16 protein-coding genes are annotated in these 13860 nt (G+C 71.9%); 4 read left to right on the forward strand and 12 right to left on the reverse strand.

Features of this window, described 5'->3' with window-relative positions; translation table 11 throughout:
* Positions 1-76: 76 nt before the first annotated feature.
* From ACZ3II_RS20300 to ACZ3II_RS20320, 5 genes are all read right to left on the reverse strand, one after another.
* The gene (locus ACZ3II_RS20300; RefSeq protein WP_465519213.1) at positions 77-1105 is read right to left on the reverse strand and encodes a 6-phosphofructokinase; all 1029 of its coding nucleotides are present in this window, start codon (positions 1103-1105) and stop codon (positions 77-79) included.
* Positions 1106-1239: 134 nt separating this feature from the next.
* Entirely contained in the window at positions 1240-1737 is a 498-nt protein-coding gene (locus ACZ3II_RS20305; protein ID WP_465519214.1) for a pyridoxamine 5'-phosphate oxidase family protein, read from the reverse strand.
* A gap of 153 nt (positions 1738-1890) precedes the next feature.
* A complete protein-coding gene (locus tag ACZ3II_RS20310; protein ID WP_465519215.1) occupies positions 1891-2214 on the reverse strand; it encodes an ROK family protein in 324 nt (107 codons plus the stop codon).
* A 43-nt stretch (positions 2215-2257) separates the two neighbouring features.
* Entirely contained in the window at positions 2258-2668 is a 411-nt protein-coding gene (locus ACZ3II_RS20315; RefSeq protein ID WP_465519216.1) for an ROK family protein, read from the reverse strand.
* 10 nt (positions 2669-2678) lie between these two features.
* A complete protein-coding gene (locus ACZ3II_RS20320; protein ID WP_465519217.1) occupies positions 2679-4157 on the reverse strand; it encodes an MFS transporter in 1479 nt (492 codons plus the stop codon).
* A 99-nt stretch (positions 4158-4256) separates the two neighbouring features.
* Between ACZ3II_RS20320 and ACZ3II_RS20325 the strand changes: the two genes are divergently transcribed.
* Entirely contained in the window at positions 4257-4904 is a 648-nt protein-coding gene (locus ACZ3II_RS20325) for a TetR/AcrR family transcriptional regulator (protein WP_465519218.1), read from the forward strand.
* Here the strand turns inward: ACZ3II_RS20325 and ACZ3II_RS20330 are convergent.
* Together ACZ3II_RS20330 and ACZ3II_RS20335 are read right to left on the reverse strand one after the other, a co-directional pair.
* Positions 4879-5379: a polyadenylate-specific 3'-exoribonuclease AS gene (locus ACZ3II_RS20330; RefSeq protein WP_465519219.1), complete on the reverse strand. Its 501-nt coding sequence runs from the start codon at positions 5377-5379 to the stop codon at positions 4879-4881. The two genes, ACZ3II_RS20325 and ACZ3II_RS20330, sit on opposite strands and share 26 nt — an antisense overlap.
* 22 nt (positions 5380-5401) lie before the next feature.
* Positions 5402-6244 carry a phosphotransferase enzyme family protein gene (locus tag ACZ3II_RS20335; protein ID WP_465519220.1) on the reverse strand — a complete coding sequence of 281 codons (843 nt, stop codon included), beginning with the start codon at positions 6242-6244 and terminating at the stop codon, positions 5402-5404.
* Between the two features lie 249 nt (positions 6245-6493).
* On the opposite strand from ACZ3II_RS20335, the gene ACZ3II_RS20340 reads away from it, so the two are divergent.
* Positions 6494-7171: a Crp/Fnr family transcriptional regulator gene (locus ACZ3II_RS20340; RefSeq protein ID WP_373871528.1), complete on the forward strand. Its 678-nt coding sequence runs from the start codon at positions 6494-6496 to the stop codon at positions 7169-7171.
* A gap of 63 nt (positions 7172-7234) precedes the next feature.
* Here the strand turns inward: ACZ3II_RS20340 and ACZ3II_RS20345 are convergent, their stop codons facing one another.
* Positions 7235-7909, reverse strand: coding sequence for a lysophospholipid acyltransferase family protein (locus ACZ3II_RS20345; protein ID WP_465519221.1), 675 nt, complete (start codon positions 7907-7909; stop codon positions 7235-7237).
* A 141-nt stretch (positions 7910-8050) separates the two neighbouring features.
* Between ACZ3II_RS20345 and ACZ3II_RS20350 the strand changes: the two genes are divergently transcribed.
* Both ACZ3II_RS20350 and ACZ3II_RS20355 read left to right on the forward strand, forming a co-directional pair.
* Positions 8051-8848: a DUF308 domain-containing protein gene (locus tag ACZ3II_RS20350; RefSeq protein WP_465519222.1), complete on the forward strand. Its 798-nt coding sequence runs from the start codon at positions 8051-8053 to the stop codon at positions 8846-8848.
* 34 nt (positions 8849-8882) lie between these two features.
* Entirely contained in the window at positions 8883-10298 is a 1416-nt protein-coding gene (locus ACZ3II_RS20355; protein ID WP_465519223.1) for an alpha,alpha-trehalose-phosphate synthase (UDP-forming), read from the forward strand.
* Here the strand turns inward: ACZ3II_RS20355 and ACZ3II_RS20360 are convergent.
* From ACZ3II_RS20360 to ACZ3II_RS20375, 4 genes are read right to left on the reverse strand one after another with little or no spacing between them, the layout of a single operon-like run.
* Positions 10285-10893, reverse strand: coding sequence for an alpha/beta hydrolase (locus ACZ3II_RS20360; protein WP_465519224.1), 609 nt, complete (start codon positions 10891-10893; stop codon positions 10285-10287). The two genes, ACZ3II_RS20355 and ACZ3II_RS20360, sit on opposite strands and share 14 nt — an antisense overlap.
* Positions 10890-12188, reverse strand: coding sequence for a flavin-containing monooxygenase (locus ACZ3II_RS20365; RefSeq protein WP_465519225.1), 1299 nt, complete (start codon positions 12186-12188; stop codon positions 10890-10892). The genes ACZ3II_RS20360 and ACZ3II_RS20365 overlap by 4 nt, the downstream gene beginning before the upstream one ends.
* A 25-nt stretch (positions 12189-12213) precedes the next feature.
* Complete coding sequence (locus ACZ3II_RS20370; RefSeq protein ID WP_465519226.1) at positions 12214-12891, reverse strand: endonuclease/exonuclease/phosphatase family protein; 678 nt, start codon at positions 12889-12891, stop codon at positions 12214-12216.
* A gap of 11 nt (positions 12892-12902) precedes the next feature.
* Positions 12903-13850, reverse strand: coding sequence for an ROK family glucokinase (locus ACZ3II_RS20375; protein ID WP_465519227.1), 948 nt, complete (start codon positions 13848-13850; stop codon positions 12903-12905).
* Positions 13851-13860: the final 10 nt, after the last annotated feature.

Genomic DNA, 13860 nt, shown 5'->3' on the forward strand with positions numbered 1-13860 from the left:
AGACTCCTCGAGGAAGGGCGGGAACTGGAGAATGCCGGGAGCGAAAACGCCCCCGGCATCCCAGAAAAGCAGCGGGTCAGCTGCCGAAGAAGACCTCTGCCTCTTCGTAACGCTCGAGCGGAACGGTCTTCAGCTCGCCGGTGCCCTCGATCAGCGGGATCCGCACGACATCGGTGCCCTTGAGCGCGACCATCTTGCCGAAGTCGCCCTCGTGCACGGCGTCGATCGCCTGCAGGCCGAAGCGGGTCGACAGGACCCGGTCGAACGCGGTCGGGGTGCCGCCGCGCTGGATGTGACCGAGGACGACCGTGCGGGCCTCCTTGCCGGTCTTCTCCTCGAGCTGCTCGGCGAGCCACTGGCCGATGCCGCCGAGGCGGACGTGACCGAAGCTGTCCAGCTCCTGGTTGTGCAGGACCATCTGGCCGTCGAGCGGCTGGGCGCCCTCGGCGACGACGACGATCGGGGCGTACTCGACCTGGAAACGCTTGGTCACGTACGTCGCGACCTGCTCGACGTCGAACTGGCGCTCCGGCAGCAGGATGACGTTGGCGCCACCGGCGAGGCCGGCGTGCAGCGCGATCCAGCCGGCGTGGCGGCCCATGACCTCGACGACGAGGGTGCGGTGGTGCGACTCGGCGGTGGTGTGCAGCCGGTCGATGGCCTCCATCGCGATGTTGACCGCGGTGTCGAAGCCGAAGGTGTAGTCGGTGCCGTTGAGGTCGTTGTCGATGGTCTTCGGCACGCCGACCACGTTGACGCCCAGCTCGGACAGCTTGGTGGCGACACCGAGGGTGTCCTCGCCACCGATCGCGACGAGCGCGTCGACGCCCTGCTCGGCCAGGTTGGCCTTGATCTTCTCGACGCCACCCTCGATCTTGAACGGGTTGGTGCGCGAGGAGCCGAGGATGGTGCCGCCGCGGGGCAGGATGCCACGGACCTCAGCGATGCCGAGCGGCTTGGTCAGACCCTCCAGCGGGCCCTTCCAGCCGTCGCGGAATCCGACGAACTCGTGACCGTAAGCGGACACGCCCTTACGGACGACGGCACGGATGACCGCGTTGAGACCGGGGCAGTCGCCGCCACCGGTGAGCACGCCGATACGCATTTTTGTTCCCCCTGGATCGGGTAGCGAGATGCGGATAGCCCGTCGAGGCCCCCATCGGCAGCGTTGCCGGTCCGGGGCGGGGCCGCACACCCGGCACTCTAGCCGCCGCCCCGGCACCCCCGGCACGCGCCCTGCTAAAGCCTGACGATTTCGTTCTCGCCAGCGTCCGGCGTCTTTCCGGTAACGGCCGCCTTCGCGTACCCGAGCAGAGTGACGACCTTGGAACTGTGCGCCGCCTCCCAGTACTCGGCGGTCTCCGCGTTCACCTTGACCAGGGTCAGGTTCGGCGTGTCCAGGCCGTCCGGGAACCAGGCCTTCAGGAACGGGTTCCACAGCCGCTCCGCCTGCGCGCGGTCCTGCACGTGCGCGGCCGTGCCGGAGATGGAGATCCAGTTGTTGTGCTTGGAGTCGCTGAACGCGACGTTCACCTGCGGGTGCACCCCGATCTGCGCGACCAGGTCGGAGTCCGCGTAGGTGAAGAACCACAGATCCCCGTCGAACTCCACGTCCTGCACCGCCATCGGCCGGCTGACGTGCTTGCCGTCCTCGGTCATCGTGGTCAGCATGGCGATCTTGGCGTCCGCCACCATCGCCGTGACCTTGTCCCGTCGCTCTTGATCCGTCGCGGTCATGTGCCGATTCCTCGCTTCCGGGTCGCTTTCCTCCCCTCTGCCCTCAGGCATCACCCCCAAACCCCACAAGATCAACTGCTTGCGGCGTACGCCGACCGCGTGTGGATTTTCGGCGCGTAGGACGGCCGAACTCAACACGCTGCCGGGACCGGGTCAGATCAGCGACTCGATCGCGCCGAGGGCCTCGGCGTCGAGCCCGAGGGCTGCCGGGATCACGGTGAGGCCGGTGACCGCGGCGGGCGCGCAGTGCCGTTGCAGGGCCTCGCGGACGCCGTCGACCACGTACGCGCCGGGTTCCGGGAAGCGGCCGCCGACCACGACCACCGCCGGGTTGAGAACCGAGACCAGCGGGGTGACCGAGCGGCCGATCAGGCGGCCCGCGTCGAGCAGGGCCCGCTGGAACGGCCGGTTGCCGTTCGCCGCCAGGCCGAGCAGGCGGTCCTCGGAGGGCGGGGCTGCGGTCCAGCAGGGCGGCAAAGTACTCCGGGGTGAGGAACGCCCGCAGGCAGCCGCGCCGCCCTCACCCGCAGAACGGTCCCATGTCCCGGACATTGAGGTGACCGACCTCGCCGGCGTACCCGATCGCTCCGCTATACATCCGGCCGCCCACCACCAGGCCGCCGCTGAGGTACTGGTCGGCGCTCAGGAACAGCATGTCCCGGACGCCCCGGCCGGCCCCGCGCCGGGCCTCGGCCAGCGCGGCGAGATGCCCGTTGTTGATCACCTGTACCGGGCATCCGAGGGCGGTGGAGATCTCGTCGCCCGGCGAGTACCCGGAGACCAGGGATACGCCCGTGCGGCGCGTTTCGGTCCGGGCCCGCGCATCGCTCGCGGAGTGGTCCGGGACGGGGGCGGTCCGGCGGGGACGGCTCAGGTCGTACCGGAAAAAGGAGGAAGACCCGGCCACCTGAAGCGGCCGGGTCTTCCTCATGCCCCGATGATCAGTGGGCCATGGCGGGCGGCGCGTCCGGGTCGACGTCGAGCGGCCCGGTGCGGAAGAGGACCGCGGCGACCACGGCGGCGAGCAGGAAGAACCCGGCCGACCACCAGAAGACCGTGTGGTAGCTCTCCAGCGCGGCCTGCGCCTGGACCAGCGGGGACGGCTCCTTGCCGGCCATGTGGTCGGTCGCGGCGGTGGCGGCGAACGAGCTGAGCAGCGCGGTGCCGATGGAGCCGCCGATCTGCTGCACCGTGTTGATCATCGCGGAGGCGACGCCGGCGTCGCTGTGCTCGACGCCGGAGGTGGCGGCGTTCTGGGTGGGCGCGAAGACCAGGCCGAGGCCGAGGCCGATGATGATCAGGCCGGGGAGGACGCCGGTGACGTATGAGGAGTCGAGTTCGAGGCGGGTCAGCAGGATCATGCCGCCGGCGGCGATCAGGGCGCCGAGCGGGACCAGCGGGCGCGGGCCGATCTTCGGGGTCAGGATCGAACCGGCGGTGGTGGCGGTGAGCATGATGCCGCCGAGCATCGGCAGGAACGCGAGCCCGGTCTCGACCGGGGTGAACCGGAGGATGCCGGCCAGGTAGTAGGTGAGGAAGAGGAAGATGCCGAACATGCCGGCGCCGGCGATCGCGATCGAGGCGTAGGAGCCGCCGCGGTTGCGGTCGAGGACGACGCGCAGCGGCAGCAGGGGGTGCTCCACCTTGCGCTCGATCAGCACGAACGCGGTGAGGAAGACCAGGCCGGCGACGATCGGGCCGAGGGTCATGGCGTCGGTCCAGCCGTCGGTCTCGGCGTTGGCCAGGCCGTAGACGAGCGCGACCAGGCCGGCGACGGCGGTGATCGTGCCGGGGACGTCGATCCGGCCGTGCGCGCGGACCGGCTCGTCGCGCAGCTTGAGGTAGGCGCCGGCCACCGCGATGGCGGCGATCACCAGGTTGACGTAGAGGCACCAGCGCCAGGAGACGTACTCGGTGAGGACGCCGCCGAGCAGCAGGCCGATGCCGCCGCCGGCGCCGGAGATGGCGCCGAAGATGCCGAACGCCTTGCCGCGCTCGGCGGGCTCGGTGAACGTGGTGGACAGCAGCGACAGCGCGGCCGGGGCCAGCGCGGCGCCGAAGACGCCCTGCAGGGCGCGGGCCACGATGAGCAGCTCGAGGCTGCCGGCGGCGCCGCCGAGGGCGGAGGCCAGGGCGAAACCGATCAGGCCGATGACGAACATCCGCTTGCGGCCGAGGAAGTCGGAGAGCCGGCCGCCGAGCAGCAGCAGGCTGCCGAAGGCGAGGGCGTAGCCGGTGACGACCCACTGCCTGCCGTGGTCGTCGAAGCCGATGTCGGCCTGGGCGGTGGGCAGCGCGATGTTCACGATGGTGGCGTCCAGCACGACCATGAGCTGCGCCAGGGCGAGCACCACGAGGGCCCACCAGCGCCCGGACTCACGTTGGTCCGGCCGTGGCCGATCAATGACGGTGCTGCTCATGCGGGAGCCTTCCGAGCTAAGTTGAGGTACGTCCTCCACTTCGGCAGGCTAGCAGGGGAAGTTGAGGAATAACCTCCGCTTACTTGTAGGCTTGGCCACATGGCCCTGCGACGTGACGCGCAACGCAACCGGGAGCGGATCATCGAAGCCGCCCGTGAGGTCTTCGCGGCCCGCGGTTTCGCGGCCACACTCGACGACGTGGCGCATCACGCGGGCGTCGGGATCGGCACGGTCTACCGCCGGTTCCCCACCAAGGAGGAGCTGATCGAGGCCGTCTTCACCGACCGCCTCGAGGATCTGGTGACCCTCGCCGAGGAGGCACTCGCCGCCCCGTCGGCCTGGGACGGCCTCACCGGTTTCCTGCGGACGTCGGCCCGATGGCACGCGGCCGACCGCGGGCTGCGCGACGCCGCGCTGAGCATGGACGAGCAGCATTTCAAGCAGGCCGGCGAGCAGATCGTGCCGCTGCTGGAGCAGATCATGGAGCGGGCGCACGCCGAGGGGACGCTCCGGCCGGACGCCGGATTCCACGACTTCCCGATCATCATGGCGATGGTGACCGAGATGGCCCAGCACAGCGCGGGCTGCCGGCCGGGCCTCTACGAGCGTTATCTGGAGCTGGTGATCGACGGCCTGCGGGCCCGGCCGGACAACGGCTCGCTGGGAGCCGCGCCGACCGACGCCGACCTCCGGGCCGTCATGCGGGAGTGCGTGCCCGCGATCAAGCCCTCTTCGCGGCCGACATAGCGTTCCACCGGGCCAGGTTGTGCCGGGCGTCGACCAGGGCGTCGTGCCGCCCGGCCATCTCCGGCAGGTGCGGGCGGCCCAGGTCGTCCCAGCGCTGCCGCAGGTCCTTGGTGAACCGGGGGATCTCCCGGGGCAGGGCCGGCATGGCGCCCCAGAGCTGGGCGAGCGCGACGTGGTCGTACGCCGCGTACCACGCCCAGAGCTCCATCTGCTCGCCGCGCCCGCGGAGCGGCTCGGCGAGGAACTCGTAGAGGTCGTCGCGGATCCGTTCACGGCTGCGCCACGCCTTGTCGGACGGCGAGGGCAGCTTGTCGAGGACGTTGCGGCGCACCCAGGGCACGGCCTTGGCGTCGTCGAACTCGGTGCTGACCGCGTAGAACTCGCGGCCGAACTCGTCGACGACGCCGATCGAGACGAGGTCGACGATCCGGCCGTCCTCGATGAACTCGCAGTCGTAGAAATAGCGGTAAGTCATCGCCGCCCATCCTCGCCCATCGTCATCCAGGCATGGACTCCAGGGCCTCCCTCGCCTCCTTGAGCCCTTCGCCACAGCCCTCCCGCGCGGCCCGGTCGGCCAGCACCGCCCACCGCAGCCTCAGCAGCACCGGCAGCGCCGCGTCCAGTTCGTCGGCGCCGACCGGGCCGGCCGCGCGGTACCCGTCGAGCAGTTCGGCGCAGCGCTCCGGCCCACCGGCGTAGGCGACGGCGGCGGCCACGTCGTACACCAGCGGGCCGGTGCCGCTCGCCCCGCAGTGCAGCAGTCCGGTCCGCCCGGTCGCCGGGTCCAGCACGAACGTCCCCGGCGCCGGATCGCCGTGCAGCACCCCGTAGGTGAGCTGGTCGGTCACGGTGAGCCGGGTGGCCGCGACGACGGCGGCGCGGAGCCAGGGCTCCGCTTCCGGGTGGGCGGTGGCCGGGGTGGGCAGCTGCCAGGGACGCAGGCCGGGGTGCCGGAAACCCCGGAGCGCTTGATGTACGACGCCCAAGCGCTCCCCCCACCACTGCTGATCGACCGGGTCCCGGCCGTCCAGGCAGCGGCCGGGGATCCGGCGCAGGACGGCGACCACCCCGTCCGGCGTCTCCACGGTCAGCGCTCCGCCGAGGGTCCGGACCGGGTCCCCGGCGGCGATCCGGGTGCCGCGCAGGTGCAGCGCCGCCGCCAGACCGGCCTCGAGTGGCTGCCGGGCCGTGGTCTCGGTGAGCAGCAGCAGGTGTGGTTCGCCGCCCGCGGTGAACTCCCAGCCGCGGGACATCAGGGTCACCGGCAGCCCGCTCATTGCGGACGGAGCGAGGTGCCACCGGTCCCGCAGGAGTGATCGAAGGAAGTCGTCATCCGGCACCGCGGGATTATCTCGACACAAGCCGCCAAAGCGACGGACAGCATGGGCGACGGTCACTCAGAGAGATTGACGGTTTACAGAAAGCTATCTGAGGGACATGATCGTACGAGGCATGCTTCGATGTCCGTTTTGAAAATGGCGTTCGAGGCACGCTTCGTGCTAAGAGTGATCGTTCGCGTCGTGGGGCCGACGCCGGGCCACGTCCGACGCGGTCCCCACCGGGGGAGGGATAGCGCCGTGGACCATCGCATGCCGGATCCCGGCGACGCCTTAACCGGCGTGGACATGTTCGCCGGGCTGGAGCCAGAGGTGCGCCAGCGGGTGATCGCCGCCGCCGTCCCACGGCACTACCGCAAGGGCCAGATCATCTTCGTCGAACACGACCCCGGCGACTCGCTGATCATCATGAAGCGGGGCGCCGTCGCCGTGTTCCGGACCGCGCCGACCGGGGAGCGCGCCGTCCTCACCGTGGTCCGCCCGCCCGACGTGCTCGGCGAGGTGTCCCTGCTGGACGCCTCGACCCGCAGCGCCTCGGCGGAGGCCATCGAGGACTCGCAGGCGCTGTCGCTGTCCCGGGTCGCCTTCATGGAGCTGGTCCACTCCAACCCGCGCATCCTGGACGCGGTGATGCGCTCGGTCGGCGGCCTGATCCGGCGGCTCACCGAGCAGAACGCCGATCACGTCTTCCTCGACCTGCCCGGCCGGGTGGCCAAGACCCTGGTCCGGCTCTCCGGCGAGAGCCAGGCGCCGATGATCACCATCGAGCTGAACCAGAGTCAGCTCGCCGAGATGGCCGGCGGCTCCCGGCAGAGCGTCAACCAGGCGATCGGGTCCTTCGCGAGCCGGGGCTGGCTGCGCACCGAGGGCCGGCGCATCGTCGTCACCGACGTGCAGGCCCTGCGGCGCCGCGCGGGCATGCAGGGCTGACGGCCCGACCGCGTGTGTATTTCGGCCGTCATACGCACCCGGAATACACACGCGGTTCTGCCGTCAGGCCGCGGTCTTGAGCGTGGAGGCGTAGACGTCGACGTACTCGCGGCCGGACAGCGCCATCAGCTCGTACATGATCTCGTCGGTGATGGCGCGCTCGACGAACCGGTCGCCCTTCTGGTCGGCGTACCGGGAGAAGTCGAGCGGCGCGCCGATCCGGATCCGGACCCGCTTCACCGACGGGATCAGCGTGCCGGTCGGCTGGATCTCGTCGGTGTTCAGCAGCGCCACCGGGACGACCGGGGCGCCGCTCTCCAGGGCCAGCCGGGCGACCCCGGTCTTGCCGCGGTAGAGCCGGCCGTCCGGCGAGCGGGTGCCCTCCGGATAGATGCCGGCGATGTTGCCCTCCCGCAGCACGCGCAGCAGGGTGTCCAGAGCCGCCTGGGCCGCCTGGCCGCCCGAACGGTCCACCGGGATGGTCCCGGCGCCGGTGAAGAACATCCGCGAGAACCAGCCCTTGATCCCCTTGCCGGTGAAGTATTCGGCCTTGGCGACGAAGGTCACTTTCCGCTTCATGATCAGAGGGGTGAAGATCGAGTCGGAGAACGAGAGGTGGTTACAGGCGAGGATCACCGGGCCGGAGCGGGGCACGTTCCGCAGGCCCTCCACCTTGGGGCGGAAGACCAGTCTCAGCACCGGTCCGAGAACCACCAACTTCAGCAGCCAGTAGAACACTGACGTCCTTTCGACGGATGCCACCGTGCGTCCGGGGCGCCAGAAGCGTACGAAGCGGGGGCGGCGCGTCACAACGCACTCCCGCAACAGGCGCCTGCCGTGTCACCATTCAAGGCACGGTCGGCAAGGGGGTGTGCATCGGTGACAGCGGGTGGCGCCCGTCGTGGGCGGCGTGACAATGGGCTTGACGCTGCCGACTACGCGGCGGCGGGAGATGTGGATCCTCGGATCGGCGAGCATCTGCTCGACGTCCTGGCGGCCGGCGGCATCGCCGCCTACCTGCAACCGACCGCCGATCTGAACCCGATCCTGCGGGCGACCACGCTGCCCGCGCGGCCGATCGACCGGCTGTTCGTGGACCGGGCTCATCTGGAGACCGCCAAGGAGCACCTGCAGAAGGTGACCGGCGGGGCACCGCCCACCCCACCGGCGCCCCCGGCGCCCGCGCCCCGGCCGCAGGCCGAGGTGGACGCCGAGTGGGCCAAGATCATCGCCGGGTTCCACACCACGGTCGACGCCGAGACGCCACCGTGGCCGGCCGCTGAGGACACCCCTCGCCAGGAGCCGGCCCGCCCGGTCACCGAGGAGGGCACGCCCCTCAACCGGCGGCGCACCGACCCCAAGGACGAGCCCTCGATCCTCTACGGACTCGACACGTTCGGCAGCGACCTGCCGCCCGACGCGGAGGACGAGGAGGAGGAGCGCTACGTCCCGCCGCCTCCCCCGCCCCTGCCGAGCATCTCGAAATACGCGGTCGTGGGCCTGCTGGGCGTGGTGTTCGGCCTGGTGCTGTTCCTGTTCCCGCGGCTGGTGCCGCTCGACGCGTTCACGGTCCAGCTGCTGGGCTTCGCCGCTGTCGTCGGCGGCGCGGGCACCCTGGTCTGGCGCCTGCGCTCGGGCGACGAGGACGACGAGGACGACGACGGCGCCGTCGTATAGACAGATGTCGGTGCTGACGCAGTAACCTACGGTGATGCGTCAGAGTTCGCTCGTCGTCATCGCCAACCGCCTGCCCCTGGATGACAGCGCCGCTCCGGACGGAGCCTGTGAGTGGCGCCGCAATCCCGGTGGCCTGGCCAGCGCCCTGCACGCGATCCTGGAGCAGACCCCGGCCACCTGGGTCGGCTGGGCCGGCGGGGTCGGCCCGGCGCCGGCCCTGCCCGACGTCGGCAGCCTGCGGTTACGGCCCGTGTCACTGACCGAGGACGAGCTGCGGGGCTATTACGAGGGGTTCGCCAACTCGACCCTGTGGCCGCTCTATCACGACGCCGTGCAGCAGCCGACGTTCGACCGTGGCTGGTGGGAGACGTACCGGACGGTCAACCGCCGGTTCGCCGAGGCCGCCGCCGAGGTGGCCGAGCCGGGCGCCGCCGTCTGGGTGCAGGACTACCACCTCCAGCTCGTCCCCGGGATGCTCCGGGAACTGCGGCCGGACCTGCTGATCGGCTTCTTCATGCACGTGCCGTTCCCGCCCCCGGAGCTGTACATGCAACTGCCCCGCCGGGTCGAGCTGCTGCGCGGGATGCTCGGCGCGGACCTGGTCGGCTTCCAGCGCGAACAGGCCGCCCACAACGTCGCCCAGCTGGCGCAGAAGCTGCTCGGGGCCGACGCCACCGACGACGCCATCACCGTGGACGGGCGGACCGTGCGGACCGGCGCGTTCCCGGTCTCCATCGACGTCGCCGAGATGCGGGCGCTGGCCGCCCGGCCGGACGTGGTCAGCCAGGCCGAGCAGCTGCGGCACAGCCTGGGCGAGCCGAAACGGGTGCTGCTCAGCGTGGACCGGCTCGACTACACCAAGGGCATCGAGCACCGGCTCACGGCGTACAGCGAGCTGCTGCGCGACGGCTACGTGAAAGTGCGCGACACGGTGCTGGTGCAGGTGGCGGTGCCCAGCCGGGAACGGGTGGAGAGCTACCAGGACCTGCGTGACCGGATCGAGGGCGAGGTCGGCCGGATCAACGGCGAGTACGGCAGGGTCGGCGAGCCCGCCATCCACTACCTGAACCAGCCGTTCGCCCGGTCCCAGCTCGCCGCCCTCTACCGGACCGCCGACGTGATGGTGGTGACCCCGCTGCGCGACGGGATGAACCTGGTCGCCAAGGAGTTCGTGGCGGCCCGTGAGGACGGCGCGGGCGCGCTGGTGCTCAGCGAGTTCGCCGGGGCCGCCGCCGAACTCGGACAGGCCTTCCTGGTCAACCCGCACGACGTCGACGGGCTCAAGGACACCCTGTTGCAGGCCATGGAGGCGGACAGCGCCGACCTGACCGCCCGGATGACGGCGATGCGCCGGCACCTGGCCACCCACGACATCATGGCGTGGGCGCGGGCCTACCTGAGCGCGCTCGACCACACCGGGCGGCTGGCGGAGCGGCTCACAGCTCCTTGAGCAGCCAGTCCAGGATCGCATCGATCGGCTCGGCCCAGCTCGGCTCCCGCATCAGGTCGTGGCCCATGCCGGGGAACAGCAGCGGCGCCACGCCGTACCGGGCCGCGGCGCGGTCCAGGGCGGCCCGCGACACCACCCGGTCGTCCGGGCTGCCCGCCACCAGCATGGGCGGATCACCGACCGGGTCCGGCAGGGTGACCCGGCGCCGCCACCCGAACCGGTCCTCGAGCAGCGGGGCGACCAGGACCGCGGCGCGGGCCGGGTAACGGCCCAGCGCCCCGGCCACCACCCGGGCGCCGGCGCCGTGGCCGATCAGCACCGTCCGGCGGGGCAGGCCGGCCGCCACCTGGACCACGTCGTGGACCTGGGCGCGCCGGTCGCCGCCGGGACGCGGGGTTACGGCGTGGGCCGGGAAACCGCGGCTCGCGGCGTGGGCGAGCCAGTGCTCGGCGAACACCCCGGCGCCGTGGCCGTGGCCGGGCACGAACAGCAGCGGCGGGCGGCCCTCGTCGTCGCCGGGCAGCGCCGAGACGACCTCGCGGTCGGCGGCGGGCACCGGGTCGGACCAGTCCTTGTACCGCAGGATCTCTCTCACTTGGGGTCGTCCATCCGATTCAGCAGGCTCTCCACGGCACGCAGGTAGTCGACGTGGGCGACCTCGAACCCGGGGCGCCGCGACCAGGACGCCGGCGGGCGCCGGGATTCCTCACGCTGCACCGCGGCGGCCTTCTCCGGGTCGCCCGCGCGCAGCCGCAGCCAGCGGGCCACCGCGACGCTCTGCCAGTGGGCGAGCGGGAAGACGCCGCTGTCCGGCTGCACCAGGCCGACCACCGCGAGCGTGGGGTGCTTGCGGGCGAAGGTGTGCAGGTGCAGATCGGGGCGGCCGTGCTCGTCGGCGTCGAGCAGCTCCGGGGCGGCGAAGTCGAAGCGGGGGCGGTACCCGGTGGCGGTGATGACCAGGTGCGGCTCGATCCGGTGGCCGCCGGCCAGTTCCACCGACGTGCCGTCGTACCGGAGCACGTCGCCCACCGGCTCGATCCGGCCGTGCCCGAGATAGTGCGGCAGCAGGCCGTTGACCACCGGGTGACGCTCGTCCGGGGTGTGGTCCGGGGCGGGGACACCCCAGCGGGTCAGGTCGGCGGCGACCCGGCGGTGCCGCCACTGCCGCAGCCAGGCCGGCCCCCGGCGCTGCCGGGCCTGGTCGGCGGGGCGGGTGCCGAGATACTTCGGGGCGTACCAGTAGCCGCGCCGGGTCGAGTGCCACACCCGATCGGCGTGCTGGGCCGCCTCGACCGCGATGTCGCAGCCGGTGTTGCCGCCGCCGATCACCAGCACCCGGCGGCCGCGCAGCCGGGACGGGTCCTTGTACGCGTTGGCATGGATCACCTGCCCGCCGAACTCCCCCGGGATCTCCGGGTGGACCGGCGCCCCGTTGTGCCCGTTGGCGATCACCACGGCCGCGTACCGCTGCACCCGCGACGAGCCGCCGCCGATGGACCGGATGGTCACGTCCCAGCGGCCGTCGCCGGCCGGCTCGATCGCGGCGACCTCCATGCCGAACCAGATGTCGTCGCCGAGCCCGAAGTGCTGCGCGTACCGCTCCAGGTACCCCAGGATCCGGCTGTGGTGCGGATAGTCCGGCCAGGTGTCCGGCATCGGGAAGTCGGGGAACTCGGTGAGGGGCCGCGACGAGATCACATGCGCCCCGGCATAGACCGGGCTGCGGTCGTGCCGCCAGTTCCAGGCGCCGCCGACGGAGGTCTCACGCTCGTAGCAGTCGACCGCGAAGCCCTGCTCGCGCAGGTTCTTGACGGCGGTCAGACCGCTCGCTCCGGCGCCGATGACGCACACCGCGCCGCCACGGTCGCCGAGGTCCGGGGAGTCTTGCACCCGGCGATCCTTGCAGATGCCGCGCTTAGGAGGAAGGGAGCAAAAGGTCCGCGACGATCGGCAGATGATCACTCGCGACGCGGGCCCGGTCGGTCCCGATGATCTCGTACTTCTCGATGGTCACGTCCGGGGTGACGAACAGCGCGTCGATGCGCCGGCTGGGCACCGTCGCCGGGAAGGTGGGCACGTCAGCGGCCGAACCGACCAGCCCGTCCTGCACCGTCCGCCAGGCGCCGCCGCCCGGGCCCTCGTTCAGGTCGGCCGCCACGATCGCCGGGCCGGTGACGGCGTCCAGCTCGGCCTTCCAGTGCGCGGCCTGGGACGGCCGCTCGGCCGGATCGGTGGCCAGGTGCGAGCCGGAGACGGTGAACGTCGCGCCGCGGACCGCCCCCTGCGCGAACACCGCGCCACGCAGATGCCGGCCCGGGGTGAGCGGGTAGCGCAGGCACCAGGTCCGCTTGACCGCCACCCGCAGGCTGACCAGCAGCAGGTTGCCCAGCGACGGCAGCCCGCCGGCGGCCACCACGAGACCGGTCTCGGCGGCGAGCAGCGCGCACTTCTGCCGCCACCGGAACCGGCGCGGCGCCTCCTGCACGACGAGGACGTCCGGGGCCAGATCGCGGACCAGGCCGACCAGCGCGGCCCGGTCGTCCCGCAACCCGTGGACGTTGTAGCTGACCACCCGCAGCGGAACCCCGGACATCCCCCGCCGCCTCAGGCGAGTCGCGCGAGGTCGGCAGCGCCGACCACGCCGGCCGCGTTGCCCATCCGGGCGGCGTGGATCGCGGCCACCGGGAACCGGTCCCGGTTGGCGAGCTGATCCCGGTACGCCCGCTCGATCGGTCCCATCAGCAGCGGTCCCGCGTCGATCACCCCGCCGCCGATCACCATCAGCTGCGGGTCCAGGCTCTGCGCCAGGTCGGCCAGCGCCACCCCGAGCCAGTAGCCGACCTGGGCGAACGCGTCCATCGCGACCCCGTCGCCGGCCCGCGCCGCCTCGGTGATCTGCCGGCCGGTGATGGCCAGCGCGTCACCGCCGGCCAGGGCGAGCAGCGCGGCGGCCCGGTCCGGCTCCTGGCGCGCCCCGGCCCGGCCGAAGCGGACCAGCGCGTTGCCGCTCGCGTACTGCTCCAGGCAGCCCAGCCGGCCGCAGCCGCACGGATGCCCGTCCGGCACCGACTGGATGTGCCCGAGCTCCGCGGCGATGCCGTTGGCGCCGCGCCACAGCTGCCCGTTCACCACGATCGCGCCGCCGATGCCGGTGCCGACGGTGATCATCACCATCGAGTCGGCGTGCGCGGCCACCCCGAAGCGGAACTCCGCCCAGGCGGCGACGTTGGCGTCGTTGTCCAGCACGACCGGCAGGTTCGTGGCCTTGCTCACGTAGGCCTGCAGCGGCTCGTCGCGCCAGGCCAGGTTCGGCGCGAACAGCACGGTCGAGCCGGCCGCGTCGATCCACGCGGCGGCCCCGATCCCGATCGCGGCCGCCTCCGGGTACTGCGCCACCAGCTCGGCGGCCACCTCGACGATCGTGTCCCGGGTGCCGGCGGGGTCGTCCGCCGGCGTGGGCCGGCGGTTAGAGGCGAGCACGTTGCCGTGCTCGTCGACCACACCACCGGCGACCTTGGTGCCGCCGACGTCGATTCCGATGGTCAGCGTCACGCTGCCCGTC

The organism is Actinoplanes sp. NPDC019969 (genome assembly GCF_055562375.1).